The organism is Achromobacter sp. ACM05 (genome assembly GCF_019218915.1).
Classification (GTDB): Bacteria; Pseudomonadota; Gammaproteobacteria; order Burkholderiales; family Burkholderiaceae_B; genus Achromobacter; species Achromobacter animicus.
The window spans coordinates 1-279 of the sequence record NZ_JAHUWQ010000021.1; the positions used below are offsets into that span (position 1 = coordinate 1).

Here is a 279-nt window from a genome sequence, read left to right on the forward strand (position 1 = left end):
GAATCTTCCCTGGGTCTTCAGCTTCCTGACTACTGATCCGAGAAGGTTTTGGGTCTGTAGCTCAGTCGGTTAGAGCACCGTCTTGATAAGGCGGGGGTCGTTGGTTCGAATCCAACCAGACCCACCAGGTATTTCGCGATGCGCGGAATATGGGGGGTGTAGCTCAGCTGGGAGAGCGCCTGCTTTGCAAGCAGGATGTCATCGGTTCGATCCCGTTCACCTCCACCATTGATTCTCATTGATCGCCGGTGGCGATGTAGAGGCCAACTCATAGTGTCG

General features: G+C 54.8%; 2 tRNA genes. Both read left to right on the forward strand.

Annotated elements, in window-relative coordinates:
• The first annotated feature begins 50 nt into the window (after window positions 1–50).
• A tRNA-Ile gene (locus KW836_RS27700) sits at window positions 51–127 on the forward strand.
• A gap of 25 nt (window positions 128–152) precedes the next feature.
• Window positions 153–228: transfer RNA gene (locus KW836_RS27705), tRNA-Ala, on the forward strand.
• Window positions 229–279 lie beyond the last annotated feature (51 nt).